The sequence below is a fragment of the Paenibacillus sp. S-38 genome (genome assembly GCF_049942825.1).
Taxonomy (GTDB): domain Bacteria; phylum Bacillota; class Bacilli; order Paenibacillales; family NBRC-103111; genus Paenibacillus_G.
Window position 1 is genome coordinate 6393306 of sequence record NZ_CP187970.1, and the last position, 18268, is coordinate 6411573.

Genomic DNA, 18268 nt, shown 5'->3' on the forward strand with positions numbered 1-18268 from the left:
TTGTCCGCTTTTGTACTTTATTTGTGAATTTGTATCCGCTTTCTTCCGCCGTTTGTACTCTTTTTGGTTTTCTTGTATTCTCTTTAGCTTTCCAGAAGCGGCAGCCGGATCTTGACCCTCGTCCCCTCGCCGGACCGGCTCGTAATCGTGACTCCATAAGGCTCCCCGTAGAGCAGCAGGATGCGGTCATGCACATTCTTGATGCCGATCCCGGAGAAAAAGTGGCTCTTTCCCCCGTCCTCCGGCAGCATGTGTTCCCCGGACAGTCCTTCGATGCCGTCCCCGTTGTCGACAATCTCGCAGACGAGCGACTCCCCGTCTCTGGAGACCAGAACATGCACGGTGCCCAGCTGCTTGCGGTTGAAGCCGTGGAAGAACGCGTTCTCGATGAACGGCTGGATCATCAGCTTCGGCACATGGTACCGCAGGCAGTCGGGCGCGATGAAGAAATTGGCTCTTACCCGGTCCCCGTAGCGGACATGGTTGATGAAGACGTAGCTTTTGAGCGTGGCGATTTCCTGCTCGACGGTGACCGTCTCGCTCACATTGCCGATCGCATTCTGCAGCAGCATAATCAGCGCATGAATCGTCTCCGCTGCTTTCTCCTTGCTGTCCTGCTGCACCAGGAATTTGACCGAAGCGAGCGTGTTGTACAAAAAATGCGGATGGATCTGCCGCTGCAGGGCGGCGAGCTCCGCATTGCGCTGCTCCTTCTGCGTGGCTACCAGCTTGTCGACATACTCGTGGAGCTCATCGAGCATATAATTGAAGGCCTGGCCGACCTGCCGGGTCTCGTAGCTTCCCGTCACCGAGATATAGTTCGTGAAGTCATTCTCCGTAATCCGGGACATCTGACGGACGAGCAGCGTCAGAGAGCGGGTCATGCCTCTTGTAATGAGGAAGACGATGACCAGCGCACCCAGCACGAACAGGGAGCAGGTGAGAACGATGGCTTTCTTGTTAAGCATTTGGCCTGAGGCGAGCTCGCTGTCAATGACATTCACAAGGTACACATCGTAGAAAGGCAGCTCCTCCGCCAGGATAATGCTGTCCTTCCCCCACACCTTTCCGTTCATCGTGCGCATCTGCTGTTCGGTAATCTGCGAGGCATACCGCAGCAGGTCCGGCGTATATTCCCCCCTGTAATCTTCCTTATTGCTCGAGACGATGAGGCCTGTTCGGTCCAGCAGGAACACATCGTTGCCTACACTCGAGAAGCTGGCATAGAACTGGCGGAAGTCGCTTTCCCGGACCGCCACATACAGGGTGCCATAGACCTCTCCGGTCGAGCGTTCGCGGATCGCCTGCGTGGCGACGATCAGCGGTTCCTTGCTTCCCGCATCCGACGGACCCGGCCGGTAATACTGGTAGGTCATCTTCTTCGGCTGCTCCAAGGCCCTGCGCGTCATCTCCAATCCCTCAAGCTGCCGGGCCTGCAGCGGCAGCAGAGACCGGTCCGTCGAGTAGCTCCGGCCGTTGACGCCGCTGATTGTAATGCTGACCTGGTAGGCGTCGATGATCGACTGGATCCGGTCCATCTCCTGGCGGATCGCGCCGTATTGCCGGGCCATCGTCAGGGAGTCGCTGTCCCCTTCCGTCAGGAACGACTTGACCGTCCCGCTCTGGAACACATTATTGGCGGCGGTAATCACCGTATAATGGAACGAGTCCATGTTGGTCTTGATCTGGGAGATGACCTTCGCGTTGGTGATCCCGAACGTCTCGGTGAAGAGCTTCACCGACATATGCAGCGTAATCCAGGATGTGGCCGCCGATACGGACACGATGCTGACCACCATCACGGCAATCAGCTTCACGAACAAGCGGCTCTTTTTCCATCTTCCCCATAACGATTTGATGAGCTTCAAGGTCTCTCTCCCCCGGTTTCGTCACGTATGATTCTTGCGGTAGCGGCTGGGAGACATCCCTGTGAACTTCTTGAACACCTTGCAGAAGTAGCTGTGATCCGCGTATCCCACCCGGGCCCCGATATCCGAGATCGCCACATCGCCGGTCCGCAGCAGCTTGGCCGCCTCCTCGATCCGGATGCGGTTCACGTATTCGTTGAAGCCCTCCTTGCTGTTCGCCGCGAAGTAGCTCGAGAGGTAGGACGGGTTGAAGTGAAAATGCTTCGCCACCTCCGACAAGGTCAGCGGCTCGCTGTAATGCTCGTGAATGTACGCGAGCAGCCGCTTCATGTTGGCGTCGACGCGGGGCTCCTCGCATGCGGCAGCTTCCTCGAGGAACGCGTCCAGAAGCTCCAATACGCTGGCGGCCGACTGCGCTTCGTCGATGCCCTTGAAGTACGCGTACTTCTCCTCATCGAGCCGCTTCACGTCAAGCCCCGCCTCGCCGAGCGCCAGCGTGGTATGGAACAGAAGATTGACGAAGAAGGCCTTCAGCTCGAACACATCCGTCTCATAGTCCCGGACGAAGGCGGCGGCATAGTCCCGCAGCCGCCCGAAGGCCGGCTCGATCTGTCCGCGCTTCAGCTCCTCGGTGTAGCGCCCCACCTCAAACTCCGGCAGCGCCGACGGCCGTGGGGGAAGCATGCGCTTCGCAAGAAAGCCCGCCTCCGGAAAAAAGAAGCGGTACTGCTGCAGCAGCTTCAGCAGCTCCCCGCGGTGCACGGTGCCGAGCTCCGCGAACGAGCCGAACGGCCCGCTAACGGCCCAGAGCAGATCGGGCACCTGTTCTCTGCCCGCCTCAGCCAGAGCCTTGGCTGCTTCCGGCAGCCGGCCGAGCGCGCCCTCTTCGGCGTTCACGAGCAGCACCAAGTGGCCGGGCGAAGGCACCCTGTGGCAAACGTATGACACAAGATGCGTGCGCAGCTCCCGCTCGGCCATGGCGGCGAGCCGGTCCGCCGCCGCGCTGTCCCCGTGGCCGCCGGCACTGCCGGGCAGGATGCAGCCGAGCAGAGCGAAGCGGCCGTATGGCAGCGCATCGGCCCAGGCCGCCGGGTTGTCCGGCAGCGGATAGCCGGACACCGCCTTGTCGATCAGGCTCTCGATCGACGCCCGGCCCTCGTCGGCCGCCTGCAGCTTCAGCTCGGGAATGCGGTCGGCCGTATTCTTCAGCACCCGCAGCAGCTCCTGGGATTCCAGGCTCGGCTTCAGGATGTAGTCGGCGACCCCGCTCTGGAATGAGGACCGCACGTAGGCGAATTCGCTGAAGCTGCTCAGCACGATGACCTCGATCTCCGGATAGTTTCTTTTGACAATCCGGGTCAGCTCTTCCCCGTCCATCACCGGCATGACGATGTCCGTTAGAAGGATGTGGGGGCGCAGTTCCTCGATTCGGGCCAAGGCCTCCTGCCCGTTCGCCGCCTCGCCCACGATTCGAAAGCCCTCTCCTTCCCAGTTCAGGTGGTGCCTGATTCCCTGCCTCACCAGCAGCTCATCATCCACGATCAATACCTTGCAGTATTCGCTCACCGGCCAGACCCCCTGCGCTTTAGTGTTGGTTTTCTATGTATCCGTTGTATACCACGGTGCACCCGCTTTAGGCAAATCTTACGCCCATTGTATCAAATCCCGGCACTCTGGAACGATTCCAGATGCTGGATGTACGGTTCGGCCCTCCAAAAAAACAGATGAATTCTATTTTATATCATGATAGTATCCAAAAGCAGCAGAAATACCATGAGAGAAAGGAATGAAGAAGCTATGGATACTCGAGTCGAAACGATTCCGAACTATCGCATTGCCTGCGTACGGCAAATGGGACCCTATGGTCCGTCCAATGCTCAGGCCATGGAAAAGCTGAAGCAATGGGCGAGGGATAAAAAGCTGCTTACGGAGTCGGCGATCCTGCTTGGAATTCCGCACGATAACCCGGACTCCACACTTCCTGAGCATTGCACCTATGACGCGGGCATTGTCATCCCGCCGGATTATCAAACGGATGATTCCATTCTTGTCTATGAACTTACCGGCGGGAACTATTTTATTTGCAAAATCAAACATACGGCTGAAGATGTCCAAAGAGCATGGACGGAGATCTTCTCAGCCTTACACCATAACGGATATGGGATGGACCATAAACCGATCTTGGAACGATACACAGCTGATATGGACTTCTGCGAGATATGCGTGCCTATTAAGCGTTAGGTTACAACTTCAACCTCTCAGCTCCGAGCATAAAAAAACGGCAGCCGACCATCCTCCCCGGCTGCCATTCCAATATCGTTAGAAGATCATCCTGCCATTGGCCAGCTGCCTTCCTGATTTTTCCGCTGCGCCTGCGGCGTTATTAGAAAAATTGGAAGGTTTTTTTACCCAATGCTTTCGCCTTGTATAACGCATTATCCGCATTTTTTAAAAGTACTTTTAAGTTGTTTCTGTCCTTTGGGCTGTATGTAACAATACCGATACTGGCCGATAGGCTGAACTCCTCCATATGAAGATCCCACGTGGACAAACGGGAGATGACCTCTACCGCATAGGTGGCTAGCCGTTCAGGGTCGCTCACTTCATGGAAATGAAGAATGAACTCGTCTCCCCCAAGCCGTACTGCAAATCCATTATGGGTTGCCATGTACTTATCTACACGAAGAGAGACTTCTTTCAGGACAAAGTCGCCCACATCATGGCCGTGAACGTCATTCACCTTCTTGAACCCATCCAGATCGACGAAAAAAATCGAGCCATGATTCGAAAGGTCGGTGAAATATTTGAACAAGTACTGCCTGTTATAAAGTCCGGTCAGTGCGTCCCGAAATGCCATTCGCTCCAGATCAAGATAATAGGAGAACATTTTGGAAATGCGCTGAAACATCTGTACGCTCTTTGTGTCAAACACGGCTGCAGAGGGATGGACCGCGCAAAGCGTTCCGAATACTTGTCCATTGTGAAGTATGATAGGCACGCCTACATAGGAATTGATATTCGCCTCCTGCAGTGCCCCTCGAACATCATCCAAGCAGGGTTCTTTGCTCATGTCTTCATAAATTAAGGGAACCCGGTTATCAAAATCAATGCGTTTGCACACGGTACCCGTCAGTTCGAGTGCTAAGCCTTCCGTTATGCGGCTCCCCGAGTTATTATCCAGTACCTTTAAAATGATTTGGTGTGTATCGGTCATCGCACTTAAAAAAATCAATTTGTCCTGCATAAATTCATTGGCCATCTGTAAAATATCGTTTGCCAGTTCTTCAAAATTGGTATACATCTGCAGTTCATTAGCGGATATCGCCATCTAGCTACCACCCTTTATCGCAATTAACCTCTGATCGTTCTTCCAGGTTCAGGATACTGTAATGCTATTGTATCCAAAATATTCCCCTGTATGAATGCTTCATCATTCCCCCTATATATCGGTATAATGAAGTGAATTCCTGAAGTGAATTCCTGATTCCCCCTTACATATAATGAAAAAAAGCCGCTTATCCATTGAGCGGCTTTTCCTCCGGTATGAATCCATATGCGAACCCCCGTTAATATCGATCTCCTCACCCGTTATATAGGAAGCTTCTTCGGAAGCGAGGAAGCAGGCTCAACCATCGACTGCCTGTCCGCCATCGGAGAACTTTTTAGGCTCGCGAGGAGCGCATAGCCTTTACTTTTTTGATGGATTGATCGTTCAGGAACGTCTGATACTCCTCCGATTCAACAGGATAGAGGGCAACCCGGCCCTCGGCATCATGATGGATTCCCCACCCGTAACGCTTTCCCAGCGAGGATGTGCGGAGGCACGGCTGCCCTTTGGAAAAAAACAACTCGCGCGAGGCTTGTCTTTGGGCTTCGGGTATTTCGTTCCGTATGGCGTAAACTTCAAACAACACATCTTCCTGCGTGTATCGGTAAGGATGGTTCGCGATCAATTCATACTGGATCACCGGTACCGTCTTCGAATCGCCTTTGGCTCTTGGAATCTCGGCAGCTGTGACGGTGCTGTCCTCGGCCACTTCCATAAACGTATCGTAAGAGTTATGATCCTTCACTTCGTTTCCTCCCCGTCAGAGTTGGTTCACCATCTATGGATTAGACTCCAACCCAATAATACCATAACTTTACAGTCATTTCGTCGATTTCGTGAGAGGGCTAGTTAATGGAGGAGCCGAAGCGTTTCGGGGTCTCCCGGAAATTGATATTGGTACCCGTCTTCGAGCTCCGTAATGCCAAGCCTTCCAGCTTCGAGCTTTTCCCAAATGCGTTTGTACTCCATCCGCTGTTGTTTTGTAAAAACCATGTGGCTGCAGGCCACCGGTATTTCTTTGTTCATCTTGATACTCACCCTCCCTTTCAATATTCCTCTTCACTTTCCACAGGAACTGCAGCTGCATCCGGTTTTCATGCAGGACGATCCGTTTGCTTTGCGCCTCCGATAAATGACAACCCCCACGACTGCTGCCACCAGAACCACTGCCGCGGCAGCAAGGGGACTTAAAAAGGCAGTAGAGATCCCAAGAGCAGCGGCACCTCCGATCAGCGGCAGCGTGCAGCACAAGGCGCAGGCTCCTAACATACCAAGAACAGCGAACCCAATTCTTTTTTTCATTTGCATCCCCTTCCCATAAGAGCTATACTTCGATCATAAAACTTAAAGCTAACTTTAAGTCAAGGGGTGTTGTTATGTCTGAAATGAGCATTGGGCAGCTCGCGGCCTTGGCGGAGGTGAACGCATCTACGCTGCGCTATTATGAATCCGTTGGCCTGCTTCCTGCTCCGGAGCGTAGAAACGGCCAGCGGCGCTATGACGAGGGACTGCTGGAACGCATCCACTTTATTAAAGTAGCTCAGCAAACGGGATTCAGCATTCAGGAAATCACGGTTTTGTTAGAAGGATTCGAAGGCAGTACATCGTTATCCGAGCGCTGGGAGCGGATGGCTAAGCAAAAACGCTCTGAGTTAGAGGAACGAAAGAAACAAATTCGTTCGATGATACGGATTCTAGACAACGGCCTCAACTGTAAATGCATGACCTGGTCGGAATGCCTGGAGAAGATAGACAAGAAAGGTTCGTGTTAGGGGGACACTTTGTGCTGTTCGCTATCGTTATTTTTGTACTTGCCGGCCTTGCCGAAATCGGTGGGGGGTATATGGTTTGGCTTTGGCTCCGTGAATCCAAACCCCTGTGGTATGGAGTGGTCGGCGGGATCCTTCTTATTGGGTACGGCATCATTCCAACCCTGCAGAGCTTTCCGTCATTCGGTCGTGTATACGCTGCGTATGGAGGCGTATTTGTCATTCTTGCTGTGCTGTGGGGATGGCTTGTCGACAAGAAGACACCCGATATGTACGATTGGATCGGAGCCGTGGTCTGCGCTGCAGGCGTATCCATTATGCTGTGGGCACCAAGAAACGGATAGCGAAAAAAAAACGCCCTTCGGCGTCCTTTACAATCTCTGCGTGCCAGTCCTCCATACGTTGTTTCGCGGGAAGGGAGGGATATGGGGTTTCAACTGCGGTTGGAATCGTGTCCAAATTTGAGGCAAGGACATGACTCTAAAAGCGGCCCGGAAACTTTCCACCCCATACCCATTCTCTCTCTTATTTATCTGTTTGGCTCTTCTTTTAAGGATGATGCACGTTTATTAAAAATATTGGATGTGCAGCTGCTCAACAGGACCGCTGGGAGGCGGCAGGCCGGCTGTTCTTCACCCTGATCCGGCAGGATCGCTATCTCCCCCCAGTCATACTGGGACAGAGGTGCGGGGAGTAGCCTGCCGGACGGACGGTCGCAGCTGCAGCCGCTGCAGGCGTCGCCCATTCGCTATTCGCCTCAGATGGCCGCGATGCGAGACCCGTTCTTCGAGCCGGAAGGTATGCGGTTCCGCCTCGCCTCCGGTGACCGGTCGTTTCGGCATAGTGTCGGGACGTCGATTTTAAAATAGCGGAAGTGAGGTATCTTATCGAGGTATTTCCCGGCATTTCTCGGAACATAGTTATAATGAACGAAACCGACTACCTCTTTGCATCACGTAGGTTGAAGTTGGAAATGACTTGGAGTGAATACACCAATCAAATCCAAAACAGAGCTACAAACAAAAAGGAGTCGGTTAGTAATGAGTATGTCCACAAAGTATGTAGGGTTAGACGTATCCAAGGAAAAAATTGCCGTTGCCATAGCCACGGAAAATCGAGATGAGCCCGTGCGGTTCTGGGGGACGATTCCCCATACCAAGGAGGCCGTGCGAAAGTTAGTCAAGCAGCTTGCAAAGGACGATGAGATCAAACTCGACGTTTGCTATGAGGCCGGGCCTACAGGGTTTCAGCTGTATCGTTGGTTCCTTGAACTCTTTGTCAATTGCAGCGTCGTTGCGCCCAAAGCATTGGATGGCAACAAGCGCATTAAAACCGACAAAAGGGATGCCATACGTTTAGCGCAGCTCTACAGGGCCAGAGAGTTAACCGAAATCTACGTACCTACGCCCGAGGACGAAGCGCTGCGGGATTTGGTTCGGGCCCGGGAGGATGCGGTTCAGGATATGAATCGGCACAAGCAGCGGCTAACGAAGTTCCTGCTTCGGCACCAGCTTCATCCACCGGGCGGCACGAAGGTATGGACATCGGCCTACGAGAACTGGCTGGATACCTTGCGCTTTACGGATGCGTGCGAGGATATAGTCTTTCAAGAATACCGCAACACCATCAGGGAGGCCGCAAACCGGATTGGGCGATACGAAAAGGAAATGGAACGGCAGGCTTCGGCAGGGTGCCAGGCTACCATGATTCAGGCGCTGCAAGGACTTCATGGTATTGCTTTAGTTACGGCCACTACTCTTGCGGCCGAACTCGGAGATCTCGCAGGAAGATTTGCTTTTGCGCCGCAGCTTATGAGTTATTCCGGATTGGTACCTTCGGAAAGTTCAAGCGGAGGCAGCCGCCGGCAAGGGCGAATCACGAAAGTCGGAAATGCGCATATCCGACGGGTACTGGTCGAAGCCGCCTGGACCTATCGGAGCAAACCCGCTGTAAGAAGAGCCCTGCGAGAGAGGCAAAAGGAGCTAAGCTCGGAGATTATTGAGATCTCTTGGAAGGCGCATAAAAGACTGCATCATAAATTTAATAGGTTAAGCTTCAGGGGAAAGAACAAAGGAACCATCGTTACCGCCGTGGCCAGGGAGCTCTTGGGATTTATCTGGGCTATAGCCAAGGAAGTCCAGAAGCAAAGGGCGGCAGCATAATCGCTTGTGCTTGTAATAGAAGTTTGAAAATACGAAGAAGGAGGTGGTAAGAGAACGGATTTGAGGAAGATGCGTTACATTCTTTGGCTCGGGGGCAAAGTACAAAGCTAGGCAGAGAGAAATCCGCGTAGTTCCGCTGCACAAAGCAAGGGAACAGGAGCTTTATGTGCGTTGATAGTTAGCAGGAAACTCTCTGGTCGTATGTAATCACATGTGAGAACCCACGAATATCAGGTTGCCAGCCGGCGCAAAGAACTTCCGCTATTTCCATAGACAGCTTGCGCGCCGGCAGAATCGCACCCCGACTAGTGATGCAACCGTCACATTGTCTGCCCGCCGTCAATGGTGACAATCCGCCCGGTCATGGATTCCAGACCGAGCAGGGTGACCACCAGCTCCGCGACTTCCTCCGGCGTGGTGATGCGCTGCAGCGGGAGATTCCCGGCGAGCTGGCGCATCCGCTCCTCGCGGCCTGCCCACCAGCGCGTCTCCACGGCGCCCGGGGCCACGCAGCTCACCCGGATCTCGGGCGCGAGTGCGCGGGCCAGCGAGCGGGTCAGCCCATGAACCGCCGACTTGGAGACGGCATAGGGCAGGGAGGAGCCGAGCCCGGTCGAGCCGGCGATGCTGCCCAGGTTCACGATCGCTCCCCGGCCGCTCCGCTTCAGAAAGGGGGCGGCTGCCCGCGCGCAGTAGAACATGCCTTTGACGTTCACCGCGAAGAGCTCGTCCCAGACCCCTTCCTCGGCCGCTTCCAGGTCATCGAGCGGAATGTGCCGGGTGATGCTCGCATTGTTGACGAGGAAGTCCAGCCCCCCTAGCTCTTCCGCTGCAGCGGCGGCCATCTCCCTGACCTCCGCGTCGACGGACACATCCGCCCGGATGGCCACGGCGCGGCCTCCTCTGGCTGTGATCTCCCGAACGGTCTCCTCCGCTTCGGCCTGCGACCGGGAGTAATTGACGGCGACGGCCGCTCCCCGTTCCGCCAGCGCCAGACTCACCGCCCGGCCGATGCCGGTCCCGCCTCCGGTTACCAGTGCCGCTTTGCCTCTGAAATCCATCATCCAGCCTCCTCCTCCCCGCTGCCGCCCGGCGCGTGCTGCGCGATGCCTTGGCCGAACGACCAGTCCTCCCAAGCATTCTCCGTCACGATAATCATCACGTCCTCCGGCCTTACGCCGGCAGATTCCTCCAGCAGCTGTGCGACCCTCGCGTAGAGAGCCCGCTTCTTCCCCGCTCCCCGGCCCTCTCTCATCGTGATCGCGATGAAGATCAGTCCATCGGTTCGGGAGATGCCGAGGTACCCCGGATCGTAACGGAATTCCTCCGCTTCATGCTGTGTAATCACCTGAAAATAATCATCCTCCGGCACGTTGACCGTTTCGGTTAAGGCCCTATGGACGGCCCGGCTGACGATCTGCAGCTCTTCTTTCGTGCGTCCCCGGCGAAGATCGATTCGTACGAACGGCATGCTGGCTTCCTCCTTTATTCCTGCCTGTACTTGAGGAAGTACAGGATAATCACTGCATGAATGTATTGTAAGGCCGCAGGGATGTTTTGTATAATTGAATTAATTGAACGAATGATTCAATATTACTGAACAGGAGGAGCACGGCATGGACCTCAAGTCCCTCAAAACCTTCCACCGGATCGTAGCGCTGGGAAGCTTCAACCGGGCGGCGGAGGAGCTGAATTACGCCCAGTCGACGGTCACGATGCAGATACAAAAGCTGGAGGCCGAGCTCGGCATTACACTCATTGAGCGGGGAAGAACCTTCCAGCTCACCGAAGCCGGGCGGCTGTTCCATGAGCAGAGCACCGGGATCGTGAAGGAGATGGAGCGCCTCCAGGGCCGCATGTCCGACTGGATGCTCGGCGAAACCGGAGAGCTGCGGCTGGGCGCGGTAGAGCCCCTTGCGAGCGCGATGCTGCCCCGTCTGCTGCAGGAATTCCTAACCGCCTACCCCAAGATCGGCATCGCCGTAGAGATTGGCAGTACCCCGCTCCTCGGCGAGCGGCTTCTGAGGGGGGAGCTCGACCTTGCGGTGTGCTCCAGGCCGGTCATCGGCGAAGGATTGTATTTTGAGCCGCTTTTCTCCGAAGAGCTCATCTTCCTGCTCCCTGAAGGGCATCCGCTCTCTGTGCTGGAGCGCATCGCCTTCCGGGACCTCCGCGATCACCGCATCCTGCTTACGGCGAAGAACTGCCCCTACAGGCATAAAGTGGAGATGCTGGTCGGGGAAGCTTGCGGCAGCCCGCTGAACAGCATGGAGATCTCTTCCATGGCCGCCATGAAGCACTATGCCGCCTGCGGACTTGGGCTGGCCCTCGTGCCGCACAGCCTTCTGGATCCGCTGCCTGCCGGAACGCTGGTGCGCGAAGTGAAAGACGCCCGCATCTCGGTTACCTTTGGCCTGCTCTGCCGGGCTTCCGATGTACCGCTGAAGCTGGCCCTGGGCAGGCTGAACGACTTCTTGAAGGAGCGGCTCCGTCAGGATGCCGTCCCGGCCCCCATGATCTAGGCCGCGAAGTTCAAGAAGCGGGTGAAGGAGCAGGACGCGGTCCATGCCTTAGATCGGGGTTCAGACGATGCAGTGCAGCTTGGGCCGGCCGCGCGGAAAAAATAGAGCATACGTGGGGCGTGGTCAACTGGCTCCCTTCCAAAAAAGGCAGCTTCAGCCCCCTGGGGCGAAGCTGCCTTTCAACTAAACACGGAGGATAGCCGAGTCCCCTCAGAGCCGCGCGATATGCCCCTTCGGATCCGCCTTACTCCAAATCCTCACGATGCTCCGTCTGCTCCACAGCCTTCTGCACATACTTCGGCATGGACAGTCTTACCGTCGTCCCCTCTCCGAGCTCGCTGCTCAGCGAAACCCCATATCCTCTGCCGAACTGCAGTTTGATCCGCTGGTCCACATTGCGGATGCCGTACCCGATGCCCTGTCCCGAATCATCCAGTATGGCCTTCCGAATCTCCTCCTTCATCCCAAGCCCATTGTCCCGGACCTCCATCGAGACCGTATCCCCTTCCCCGTACAGCCGGATGTCGATCCGGATCACATCGTCATACCAGGCATGCTCCAGCGCGTTCTCGACGAAGGGCTGAAGGATGAACTTGACGGTGTCGTACCCGAGCAGTTCGGGGTCTATGTCATAGTGGACGATGATCCGGTCCGCATGCTTGATCCGCTGAATATCCACATACGACTGAAGAATCTGCAGCTCCTTCTCGATGGAGATGATCGTCTCCCCCTTGTTCAGCGACAGGCGGTAGAACTTCGCCAGGTGCCGGATCACCTGGTGCAGCTTCTCGATCTCGCCGAGCTTCGCCATCCGGGAGATGGAGGAGAACGTGTTGTAGAGAAAATGCGGATTCATCTGGGAATGCAGCACGTTCAGCTCTGCTTCCTTCTTCTCCAACCGCTCGACATACACTTCTTCGATGAGCTTCTCGATGGTCGAAGCCATCTCGTTGAATGCCTCGCCGATCTGCGAGAATTCGTCATGCCCCTGGATCCCCATCCGCTTGGCGAAGTCCCCTTCCTTGAAGGCATGCAGGGAGCCGATGATCTTGTGAAAGCGACGCAGCACGTAATTGGACAAAAGGACGCTGATGGCCGTCAGGACAATCAGACTCGCCAGGCAGATCAGGATGGTCGCCGTGCGTACCTGACGGGAGCTCTCCTGGAAGGAGGCGTACGGAATGCGGGCCACGACCTTCGCAGGCATGCCGGTGACCGCTTCTTCGATCTGCAGGTCGTCCGTACCGCCATCTTCTTTTTCCTCCGTCCATACGGTCCAATCCGACTGCCCTTCATCTGCTGAAGAATACCAGAGCCGGTCCCCCTGATCGTTCACGACGAACAGCCGGCTCCCCTCCCCCAGACGACTCATATCCGCGGTATGAAAGATATCCTTGATCCGCACCGTCATCTTGATCAGCCCGATGGGCTGGAGGGTGTCGTAGTTGATCAGCGGCCGCAGATAGGAGATCTGCCCTGCGGCCGCATCCTCGCCGACCTGCCTCCATACGGCGGTCGCGTAGTTCAGATCGAGCGAGCGGTACCACGCTTCCCCGCGGATCCGCTCCGTATGGTAGATGGCGTACTGCCGCCCGCTGCCGCTGTTCGCTTCCGGCGTGTTGTAGTAGAACTCGCTGATATGCCCGTTGTCCAGGTATAACGAAAGCTGCACGTTCGGATCCGGCAGATTCGCCGCCGACTCCAGCCGGGGCAGGATGTACTGCGTAGTGATCGCGTATTTCTCGAAGCTGAGGTAATAGCCCGAGAGGTACCGCGACAGCGTCTGATCCGCGAAGATCTCCTCCGCCCCCCGGACGATATTCGCCAGCCGGCCGTCGATGCCGCCGGCAATCTGTTTCACTGCAAATTCGATGTTGTTGCGGGTGTGCTCGCTGATAGAGCGCACCGATGACACATAGGAATAGCTGCCGATCCCGATCACCGGAACGAGCACAAGGAACAAATAAGACAGGAGCAGTTTGTACCGGAGGGGCACATACCGCAATTTGCCGCGCTGCCGCATGTCATCAACTCTGCTTTCGATAATCTCCCGGTGTCAATCCGACGCGCTCGCGGAACTGCCGGCTGAAGTAGGCCAGCGACTTGTAGCCCACGAGCTCGGCAATCTCATAAATCTTGTATCTCGGGTCCCTCAGCATGGCCTTCGCCTTCTCCATCCGGAGCTTGACGAGATATTCGTTAAAGCTCTCCCCCGTATGCTCCTTGAATAAGTACCCGAGATGGTTGGGAGAGTAGGAAAAATGGTTCGCCACTTCCTTCAGCGTCAAATCCTCGGAGAGATACGCCTGAACGTGCTGCTCGATCTGCTCGATGAGGCGCCGGTTCTTGCCGTTCTTGCGCAGGAACAGCTTCTCCGCGATCTCGAACAGCGTCCGGCGGAACCACGACTTGATATCGTCGATCGTCTCGAACTGGAGAATCCGCTCGAGATGCTCGATCCTCCAGCCGAGCAGGCTCGCGAACGATTCGTTCATCGTATGCAGGTACGTCTCGAGCTTCGTGGCGATATGAATCGAGAAGCTGCGCACCTTGACGGGATGCTCGAACGTCTCCACCACCGTGAACAGATCATCCACGCAGTCGCAGATCGCCACTAGACCATAGCTCGTCATCGCCGCAAAGGTCTCGTCGAGCACTGCTTCCAGATCCTTGGCTTCCTTGGCCATGCTCCCCCGACCCGAGTCCGCATCCGGCAAGATCACCCGGTTCTTGCCGAGGAACATCTTGAGCGCCATCCGGTCCTTCGCCTGCCGGAACGAGGCCGCGGTTCCTTCCGGGAAGCGCTCCGCGTCCCCGAGGCTGACCGTGACGGTGCCCTCGCCCCGCCCGGCGATCTCGGCACACAGCTGCTGCAGGCGCTGCGCCGGATCGCTGTCTCCGGCCGTATAGAGCAGGCCGAGCTGCGATTCCGACAGGGGGGACCAGGGACCGAGCCCCCAGTCTTCGATCAGCTCCCCGATGCCCCGCACCGCACGCTGGGGATCGGACCGCTCCGGGCTGTCCGGCGTCCCGTACTTCCAGAGCACATCGTCAAGCTCGATCAGCACAGCTGCCGCCCTGCCTTCGGGCACCGGCAGCGGATAGCTCTGCAGGAACGCGTGGAGTGTGGACGCATCTACCGTCCCTTCGAGCAGGTGCTGCACGAAGTCGTTCCTGATGAACTCGAAGGAGGCGATCATCCTTGCCGTCTCCTCACTGCGGGTCATCTGCGTCCGGTCGAGTTCCGCCACAACCCGCTGCAGCGTCTCGATAATCTCCTGGTCGTCGACCGGCTTGAGAATATAGCCGTCGGCCTTAAGATGCATCGCCTGCTTGGCGTATTCGAAATCCTGGTACCCGCTGATGAACACGGTCTTCAGCTGCGGGTTGCGCTCCTGTGCTTTGCGCGAGAGCTCCAGCCCCGACAGTACCGGCATCTTGATATCCGTAATGAGGAGATCGATCTCGTGCCCCTCGATGTACTGCAGGGCTGCAAGCGGTTTCTCTTCGCTGCAGACCACCTGAATGCCGATCTCCTCCCAAGGGATCAGCACGCGCATGCCCTCGAGATCGAAGGTTTCGTCGTCTACCAATACCGCCCTGTACATCTGTTCACTTCCGTTTCCTGAATGCGAGTTATCCCTTCTGCGGCTGCATCAACCGCATCCTTAGAGAGCGTCCCCGATGGGATGCAAAAAGAAGGTATAAGTTCATTATACCTTCTCCTGCCTGCAAGCCAAGCCCCAAGCTGCCAAGCTTCCATATGGCAAAAGGGGTTTGCTGGGGTGGAACCACTCGGACGTTCGGGTATATGGTTTTGCGTTCCGTTGTGCTTCGCACAAAGGTCACTTTCAAAACCATATATCCTCACTTGGCATAAAACATAACCATATATCCTCACTTGCTACAAAACAGTCCCCTCACTTGCCGGCTTGCCCCTGCAGCTTCTTGAGATTGGCCTGCCACTGCCCCGTCTTCCACTGCAGCAGCTTCTCGTACCCGAGCTTCGCCGCTTCCTGGTCGGCCTCCGCGATCAGCGCCTTCACCTCTTCGTCGCTCTTCGCGAAGAAGATCTTCGGCACGGTCTGCTTGTAGTGGTCCTTCAGGCGCTGGAGGATGATGCCTTCCTCCGAGTTCGGCACGGGATCCAGATTGGAGAACTCCGTCATGTCCTTCGACGTCTTGAACGACACGTTCGCCTGGCTCTGCGTCGTCCAATCTTGGGCCGCCTCCGGCAGCAGCTTCTCGCGCTGCCCCTTCGTCGAGTCGACATAGGCCGTATTGCCGTTCCAGTTGAACTCGCCGATCTTCAGCTCGTCGTACTTCTTCGGATCGCGCTTGATGTACGCTTCGTTCGGGATCGGCACGCCGCCGTCCACCTTGTCATAGAACAGTCCCGGCGGCCCGTAGAACAGAATCTGCTGTCCTTCCGGACTCGTCGCCCAGTTCATGTAAGAGAAAATCGCCTCAGGGTCCTTCGCCTTCGTCGTAATCACGTTGACGTTCCATCCGAGCGTATTGTAGCCGGACGGGAACACCTTGTCCTTGGATACGCCGGCCTTGTGAATCGGCCAGATGACGTCGTAACCGTCCTGCGGATCCTTCGCCTTCAGCAGGTTGTTCGCCTCCCGGCCGATGCCTTCCACGACCGCGTCATAGGCCCCGAAGACGGCGATCTTCCCGGTCTTGAGCTTCTCGAGAATCTGGTCGCGGGTCTGCGTGAACAGATCTTGCGAGGTCAGACCCTGGCGGAACCAGCGGGAGCTGACGAGCGCCGCTTCACGGAACGCCTCATCCTGGTAGATCGAGGTGAGCCGGCCGTCCTTCGGCACGCCGAACACCTGGCCGGAGCCCGGCGACTGGAAGGCCGGCGTGCGGTCATCGGCCGCGCCGCTGTACAGCATGCCGAGCATCTGCACGTCCGCGCCGTCGCGGATCTCCCCGAAGTCGAGCGGAATCACGTCCGGGTACTTCTCCTTGACGAGCTTCAGGTATGCCTCCACATCGTCCCACGTCTCCAGCTTCGGGGAGCCGAGCGCCTTGTGGATTTTTCGCTCGACGAGATAGGCCGCGTTGCCGTTGCCCTTGCCCCCGTTGATGTACCAGTTCGGAATCTGGTACAGCTTGCCGTCCGCGCTCCGCAGCATATTGAGATTCTTCTCGCCGACGTTCTTCACGAATTCCGGATACTTGGCGAGGTACGGGTCGAGGGCGACGAGCTTGCCCGCCTTCTGCAGCCGCTCCACATCTTTGCCACGGTCGAGCACCACCACGTCGGGCAGATCGCCGGAGACGATCATCGCGTTGAGCTTCTGCGCCGCAGCGCCGTTTGATTGAATCGGCTTCAGGGACACCTTCAGGTTCTCCGTGATCCACTTGCCGTGCGGACGCTCCGCCCAGGCCGGGGCGGTATACCAATCGTAGTTGACGTACAGGCTGAATTCCGCCGGCTTCACCCTGGACTGGATGCTGCCTCCTTCGGCAGGCGCCGTGGTCTGCGCAGGTGCGGTCTCCTGCGGCTTCTGCGCCTGCTCCCCTTCTCCCGAGCACGCGGACAGGATCAGGCTTGTCCCAAGCATGCCGGCGGCGAGCAGCCTTGCGTTGATGTTCACTTTCATGTTGTCTTACCCCTCTCTATAGGTACAATGCTTGTATAGTCATGGCGGACTCCCGCCGGTACCACAGAACCGGACCGACTGCATTCGGGCTATTCCTTCAAGGAACCGACCAGGGCGCCTTTGACGAAATACTTTTGAAGAAAAGGATACACCAGCAGGATCGGCAGCGTCGCCACCATCATCGTCGCCATCTGCAGCGCCTTGACCGTCACCGTGTTCTGCACCATGCTCTGGGCATAGGAGTTCAGGTTTGAGACCAGCGTGGCCGTCGTGCCCGCATTGATGATCTGGACGAGCATCGTCTGCAGGGGGATCAGGCTCTGATCGTTGATGAACACCGCCGGGGTGAACCAGTCGTTCCACAGCCCGACCGCCGTGAAGAGCGAGAGCGTCGCGACCACAGGGCCCGAAACCGGCAGCACGATGCGGAAGAACACGCCGTAATTCGAGCAGCCGTCGATCCGGGCCGACTCCTCCAGGCCATCCGGGAGCTCCGCGAAGAACGTGCGGAAGATGATCATATTGTACACGGAGATCATGCCGTGGATCACCAGAAAGGCGAACGTATCGTACAGCTTCATCTGATAGATCAGAACAAAGTAGGGAATGAGCCCCCCGCTGAAGTACATCGTGATGACGCAGAGAACCATGTAGAACTTTTTGAACACGATTCCCTTCTTCGACAGCCCATAGGCGAACAGCGCCGTGAAGAACATGGAGAGCGCCGTGCCCGCCGCCGTGCGGAGAATCGTAATGAGATAGGCCTGGAAGATCGCATCCTCCTTGAAGACGATCCGGTAGTTCTCCAGGGTGAACTCCCTCGGCCAGAAGGTGACGCCCCCGAGTGCGGTATCGCTGCCCGTATTGAACGAGATCACAAGCGAATTCCAGAACGGATAGAACGTGACGAACGAGAGCAGCAAGAGGAGCGCGTAGATGCTTCCGCGAAGCGCTTTGTCATAAGCATTCAATCTCATGTGCGGATGTCCCTCCTTTCCATG

At 56.5% G+C, this 18268-nt stretch carries 16 protein-coding genes; 5 read left to right on the forward strand and 11 right to left on the reverse strand.

From position 1 onward, the window contains the following. Positions 1-83: 83 nt before the first annotated feature. Positions 84-1868 (reverse strand): cache domain-containing sensor histidine kinase, encoded by a 1785-nt coding sequence (locus ACP26L_RS28030; RefSeq protein WP_426448381.1) that lies wholly within the window; start codon positions 1866-1868, stop codon positions 84-86. A 21-nt stretch (positions 1869-1889) separates the two neighbouring features. Beyond that, complete coding sequence (locus ACP26L_RS28035; protein WP_426448383.1) at positions 1890-3434, reverse strand: response regulator transcription factor; 1545 nt, start codon at positions 3432-3434, stop codon at positions 1890-1892. A gap of 231 nt (positions 3435-3665) precedes the next feature. On the opposite strand from ACP26L_RS28035, the gene ACP26L_RS28040 reads away from it, so the two are divergent. After that, positions 3666-4109, forward strand: coding sequence for an AraC family transcriptional regulator (locus tag ACP26L_RS28040; RefSeq protein ID WP_426455121.1), 444 nt, complete (start codon positions 3666-3668; stop codon positions 4107-4109). Positions 4110-4251: 142 nt separating this feature from the next. Here the strand turns inward: ACP26L_RS28040 and ACP26L_RS28045 are convergent, their stop codons facing one another. The 3 genes from ACP26L_RS28045 to ACP26L_RS28055 form a co-directional block, all read right to left on the reverse strand. Further along, positions 4252-5196, reverse strand: a complete 945-nt coding sequence (locus ACP26L_RS28045; protein ID WP_426448385.1) for a diguanylate cyclase domain-containing protein — start codon at positions 5194-5196, stop codon at positions 4252-4254. 334 nt (positions 5197-5530) lie between these two features. Then, positions 5531-5941: a DUF6157 family protein gene (locus ACP26L_RS28050; RefSeq protein ID WP_426448387.1), complete on the reverse strand. Its 411-nt coding sequence runs from the start codon at positions 5939-5941 to the stop codon at positions 5531-5533. A gap of 104 nt (positions 5942-6045) precedes the next feature. After that, entirely contained in the window at positions 6046-6222 is a 177-nt protein-coding gene (locus tag ACP26L_RS28055; RefSeq protein WP_426448389.1) for a hypothetical protein, read from the reverse strand. Between the two features lie 350 nt (positions 6223-6572). Between ACP26L_RS28055 and ACP26L_RS28060 the strand changes: the two genes are divergently transcribed. The 3 genes from ACP26L_RS28060 (at position 6573) to ACP26L_RS28070 (ending at position 9127) form a co-directional block, all read left to right on the forward strand. Further along, positions 6573-6968 carry a MerR family transcriptional regulator gene (locus ACP26L_RS28060; RefSeq protein ID WP_426448391.1) on the forward strand — a complete coding sequence of 132 codons (396 nt, stop codon included), beginning with the start codon at positions 6573-6575 and terminating at the stop codon, positions 6966-6968. An 11-nt stretch (positions 6969-6979) separates the two neighbouring features. Further along, the gene (locus ACP26L_RS28065) at positions 6980-7309 is read left to right on the forward strand and encodes a YnfA family protein (protein ID WP_426448393.1); all 330 of its coding nucleotides are present in this window, start codon (positions 6980-6982) and stop codon (positions 7307-7309) included. A 696-nt stretch (positions 7310-8005) separates the two neighbouring features. Next, a complete protein-coding gene (locus tag ACP26L_RS28070) occupies positions 8006-9127 on the forward strand; it encodes an IS110 family transposase (protein ID WP_426448395.1) in 1122 nt (373 codons plus the stop codon). 320 nt (positions 9128-9447) lie between these two features. Here the strand turns inward: ACP26L_RS28070 and ACP26L_RS28075 are convergent, their stop codons facing one another. Continuing rightward, on the reverse strand, positions 9448-10188 hold the full coding sequence (locus ACP26L_RS28075; RefSeq protein WP_426455122.1) for an SDR family NAD(P)-dependent oxidoreductase: 741 nt from the start codon (positions 10186-10188) through the stop codon (positions 9448-9450). After that, complete coding sequence (locus tag ACP26L_RS28080; protein ID WP_426448396.1) at positions 10188-10598, reverse strand: tautomerase family protein; 411 nt, start codon at positions 10596-10598, stop codon at positions 10188-10190. Before ACP26L_RS28080 ends, ACP26L_RS28075 begins: the two co-directional genes overlap by 1 nt. Positions 10599-10743: 145 nt before the next feature. On the opposite strand from ACP26L_RS28080, the gene ACP26L_RS28085 reads away from it, so the two are divergent. Then, on the forward strand, positions 10744-11649 hold the full coding sequence (locus ACP26L_RS28085; RefSeq protein WP_426448398.1) for a LysR family transcriptional regulator: 906 nt from the start codon (positions 10744-10746) through the stop codon (positions 11647-11649). A 244-nt stretch (positions 11650-11893) separates the two neighbouring features. Here the strand turns inward: ACP26L_RS28085 and ACP26L_RS28090 are convergent, their stop codons facing one another. From ACP26L_RS28090 to ACP26L_RS28105, 4 genes are all read right to left on the reverse strand, one after another. Next, entirely contained in the window at positions 11894-13672 is a 1779-nt protein-coding gene (locus tag ACP26L_RS28090) for a histidine kinase (RefSeq protein WP_426448400.1), read from the reverse strand. Positions 13673-13676: 4 nt separating this feature from the next. Beyond that, positions 13677-15257: a response regulator transcription factor gene (locus ACP26L_RS28095; RefSeq protein WP_426448402.1), complete on the reverse strand. Its 1581-nt coding sequence runs from the start codon at positions 15255-15257 to the stop codon at positions 13677-13679. Positions 15258-15569: 312 nt separating this feature from the next. Beyond that, positions 15570-17267: an extracellular solute-binding protein gene (locus tag ACP26L_RS28100; protein WP_426448404.1), complete on the reverse strand. Its 1698-nt coding sequence runs from the start codon at positions 17265-17267 to the stop codon at positions 15570-15572. A gap of 89 nt (positions 17268-17356) precedes the next feature. Then, positions 17357-18244: a carbohydrate ABC transporter permease gene (locus ACP26L_RS28105; RefSeq protein ID WP_426448406.1), complete on the reverse strand. Its 888-nt coding sequence runs from the start codon at positions 18242-18244 to the stop codon at positions 17357-17359. Positions 18245-18268 lie beyond the last annotated feature (24 nt).

Bases quoted from the DNA above. Each gene is read 5' to 3' on its own strand.
- ACP26L_RS28070 (WP_426448395.1), top strand. From the start codon at position 8,006: ATGAGTATGTCCACAAAGTATGTAGGGTTAGACGTATCCAAGGAAAAA.
- ACP26L_RS28100 (WP_426448404.1), bottom strand. From the start codon at position 17,267: ATGAAAGTGAACATCAACGCAAGGCTGCTCGCCGCCGGCATGCTTGGG.
- ACP26L_RS28105 (WP_426448406.1), bottom strand. From the start codon at position 18,244: ATGAGATTGAATGCTTATGACAAAGCGCTTCGCGGAAGCATCTACGCG.
- ACP26L_RS28080 (WP_426448396.1), bottom strand. From the start codon at position 10,598: ATGCCGTTCGTACGAATCGATCTTCGCCGGGGACGCACGAAAGAAGAG.
- ACP26L_RS28090 (WP_426448400.1), bottom strand. From the start codon at position 13,672: ATGCGGCAGCGCGGCAAATTGCGGTATGTGCCCCTCCGGTACAAACTG.
- ACP26L_RS28060 (WP_426448391.1), top strand. From the start codon at position 6,573: ATGTCTGAAATGAGCATTGGGCAGCTCGCGGCCTTGGCGGAGGTGAAC.
- ACP26L_RS28085 (WP_426448398.1), top strand. From the start codon at position 10,744: ATGGACCTCAAGTCCCTCAAAACCTTCCACCGGATCGTAGCGCTGGGA.
- ACP26L_RS28055 (WP_426448389.1), bottom strand. From the start codon at position 6,222: ATGAACAAAGAAATACCGGTGGCCTGCAGCCACATGGTTTTTACAAAA.
- ACP26L_RS28095 (WP_426448402.1), bottom strand. From the start codon at position 15,257: ATGTACAGGGCGGTATTGGTAGACGACGAAACCTTCGATCTCGAGGGC.
- ACP26L_RS28040 (WP_426455121.1), top strand. From the start codon at position 3,666: ATGGATACTCGAGTCGAAACGATTCCGAACTATCGCATTGCCTGCGTA.
- ACP26L_RS28045 (WP_426448385.1), bottom strand. From the start codon at position 5,196: ATGGCGATATCCGCTAATGAACTGCAGATGTATACCAATTTTGAAGAA.
- ACP26L_RS28075 (WP_426455122.1), bottom strand. From the start codon at position 10,188: ATGGATTTCAGAGGCAAAGCGGCACTGGTAACCGGAGGCGGGACCGGC.